The following is a 2,657-nucleotide window of genomic DNA, read 5'->3' on the forward strand; positions in this document are numbered from 1 at the left end:
CTACGCCGAGCGGGCGACGACCGAACCAACGAACCTGAACACCCGTCAACCCCTCCTGACCAGCTGATCAACATCTCTCGCGCAGCGGGGGAACCTCACGTCCTGATGCCTGCCGGGTGCTGGAGCACATGCTGGGTAGACCCGTATCCGAACTGTTCACGACGACGGACGACAGCCTTGCGGTGGACCCGTCCGCACAGCGGCAGACACCGATCCCACCCCACCAACGCGAAGCCGACGAGAACCCGTTGGACATCGCCGCCCGGACGCGGCAGCTCACGACAGGCAACGCCGACGGTGCCACGCTCGCTTTCCTCGGCTCCTCCCTGGAGCAAGTCACCGAACGGTACGAATAGGACGGGCCGTACGTCCTTCGCCCCCAGGTCCGCCAGGTGCGGCGGCTCACCCACACTCTCCTCGACGGCCACCAGCCCCCGGCCACCCGCCGTGAACTCTTCCGCCTCGCCGCCCGCGCGTCCGGCCTGCTCGGCTACATGGCCGTGAACACGGGAGACTTCGCGCTCGCGGAGGCGTACGGAACCGAAGCCCGGGACCTCAGCCGCGAGATCGGCGACCTGGACACCGAACTCTGGGCGCGCGGCACGCTCTCCTTCGGCCTGTACTACGCAGGCCGTTACGGCGAGGCGGACGCCTGCGCCGCCGCTGCCGTCGAGCGCGCTCCGCGCCACGTGCAGTCGATCCGCCTGCTCGTCAACGGCAGGGCTCGGGCACTGGGCAAGACCGGCGACCGCCGGGCCGTCGAGCAGGTCATCGGACAGGCTCTCCGCCTCTCAGACCTTCACGAGGTCCCCGCCGGACTGACTCCTTGCATCTCTTTCGAGCCGTACGAGCGGGCCCGGACGCTGGCCAACGCCGTCACGTCGCACGTGGCGCTGCGCAACACCGCCCAGGTGCTGCGGGCTGCCGGGCAGATCGACGATCTGGTGGAGCACTCGGCCTCCGTGTGGAGCCGTTCACTTGGACGTCTCGATGTCGCCACCGCGCTGTTGCAGCAGCGCGTTCCCGAGGTCGATCATGCGATGACGCTGGGGCTGGAGGCCCTGCGGTTCTGCGCGGACACGCCGATCAGCTCCGTCTACCAGCGGTCCCGTGACTTGCGAAAGCAGGCGGCGCCGTGGCGTGATCGCCCGCAGGTACGCGATTATGGCGACGAGTGCCGGATCTGGAGTTCGTGGCCGGTGACCCTGGCCATGGCGTCCTGCGCGTCGTAAAGGCCGGTGTGAAACCGAAGGAGTACGACGGGTGTCCCTGCTCAGTACCGATCCCGCCGCCTTCCCCGCCGAACCTCCTGCCGATCCGCACGATCCGGCTGTCATCGCGGTCCACGACTGGGCGGCGTTCAGCACGCTCGACGAGTTGACCGACCACTGGTCACGCCCCGGCTGGGCGGACGGCAGCCGTGCGTACTACTGGATGCTGACCTTTCCGGACGACCGGCGGCTTGCGGCTCTTGTCGGGCACTGCCAGGAGGAACTGGCGCCGCTCGGCCTTGACCTAGTCCCGCTGGACGGGCTGCACATCACCCTGGCCCGAGTGGGAGCACCGGACGACGTCTCCTCCGGCCAATTGGGCAGCCTTGCCCAGGACGCGGAAGCGCTCCTGCCCGCCGCGTTCTCCGTGCGCGCCATGCCGTTGGCCGGCTCCCGAGGCGCCGTCCGCCTGTCCCTCGGCCCCTGGGAACCCCTGCTCCGGCTCCACCAGGCGCTCGTCGAAGCGGGGCGAGGCGTTGGTCTGGCCTCCGGGAAGCCGACGTCTGCTTTCCGCCCCCACCTGAGCCTTGCCTACAACAACCGCCGTCGTCCCGCCGCTCCCGTCGTCGAGACGGTCTCACGGCTTCGTGTGCTCCCGGCGGTCGAACTCTCCGTACCCGCCGTCCAGTTGGTCGAACTCCGCCGCGAGGGACGGACGTACCGCTGGGAGGTACGGAAGAACATCCCCCTCGGGTAACCCACCAGCGTCCAGCGGGAGAACCACGACGACCTCCTTGCCGATCGCGGTCGGCCGGACCAGCCATCCGGCGGTCAGTTCCTCGATGAGGAACAGCCCGAGCCCGCTGTCCGTCAGCTCGTCCGGAGACGCCGTCGCCGCCCGGGCCGTAGCGCTGACGCATCCCGTCCCGAGTCGTGGACCCAGAGCACCGCCGCGTTTGCGTACACCTCGACGCACATGCAGTCCGGTCCGCCGATCGTGTGCCTGACGGTGTTGCCCACGAGCTCCGAGACGACCAGTACGGCGTCCTCGATCCGTTCCGGTGCGGCGCACTCATCGAGAGCCTGGCGTACATGCCTGCGCGCGAGGCCCGAGGGCTCGGCGCTGCCGGCCAAGTTCAACCAATGACGCCGTACCGGCGCCCGCTCACAGAAGCGTTCTTCGTTCACCGCCTCCGTCGCCGTTCCTCGTTCCCGACAGCATTGGACTCGTCAGCTTCATCGGCGGCGAGCTGCGGCGGTACGCCGTCCCGCCGCCGTTTCACGCGCTGCCGGACGGCGGATGAACGGCGTACCGCCGCCGTCAGCTCTCGGTGAGGCTTCTCCCGAAACTGCTCAAGTCTCAGGAACAAGGAGGTCAGAGCTGTGCCCAAGGCTTTACGACCCGAAGGCGGCGCGATGCCCGAGCGTCTGTTGTATCTGCTCAAC

The 2,657-nt window shown here is 68.8% G+C and carries 4 protein-coding genes; 3 read left to right on the forward strand and 1 reads right to left on the reverse strand.

Annotation, left to right across the window (positions count from 1 at the left end; all coding sequences use genetic code 11):
* The first annotated feature begins 128 nt into the window (after positions 1 to 128).
* From PV682_RS43945 to PV682_RS43955, 3 genes are read left to right on the forward strand one after another with little or no spacing between them, the layout of a single operon-like run.
* Positions 129 to 356 carry a hypothetical protein gene (locus PV682_RS43945; protein WP_319738562.1) on the forward strand — a complete coding sequence of 76 codons (228 nt, stop codon included), beginning with the start codon at positions 129 to 131 and terminating at the stop codon, positions 354 to 356.
* Positions 357 to 392: 36 nt separating this feature from the next.
* The gene (locus tag PV682_RS43950) at positions 393 to 1,232 is read left to right on the forward strand and encodes a hypothetical protein (RefSeq protein ID WP_319738564.1); all 840 of its coding nucleotides are present in this window, start codon (positions 393 to 395) and stop codon (positions 1,230 to 1,232) included.
* A 31-nt stretch (positions 1,233 to 1,263) separates the two neighbouring features.
* Complete coding sequence (locus PV682_RS43955; RefSeq protein ID WP_319738566.1) at positions 1,264 to 1,968, forward strand: 2'-5' RNA ligase family protein; 705 nt, start codon at positions 1,264 to 1,266, stop codon at positions 1,966 to 1,968.
* A gap of 427 nt (positions 1,969 to 2,395) precedes the next feature.
* Here PV682_RS43955 and PV682_RS43960 read toward each other — a convergent pair.
* Positions 2,396 to 2,657, reverse strand: a 262-nt coding sequence (locus tag PV682_RS43960; protein WP_319738568.1) for a hypothetical protein, incomplete at its 5' end; no start/stop codon positions are given.

Origin of the sequence: Streptomyces niveiscabiei (assembly GCF_033794345.1) — a bacterium.
Classification (GTDB): domain Bacteria; phylum Actinomycetota; class Actinomycetes; order Streptomycetales; family Streptomycetaceae; genus Streptomyces; species Streptomyces niveiscabiei.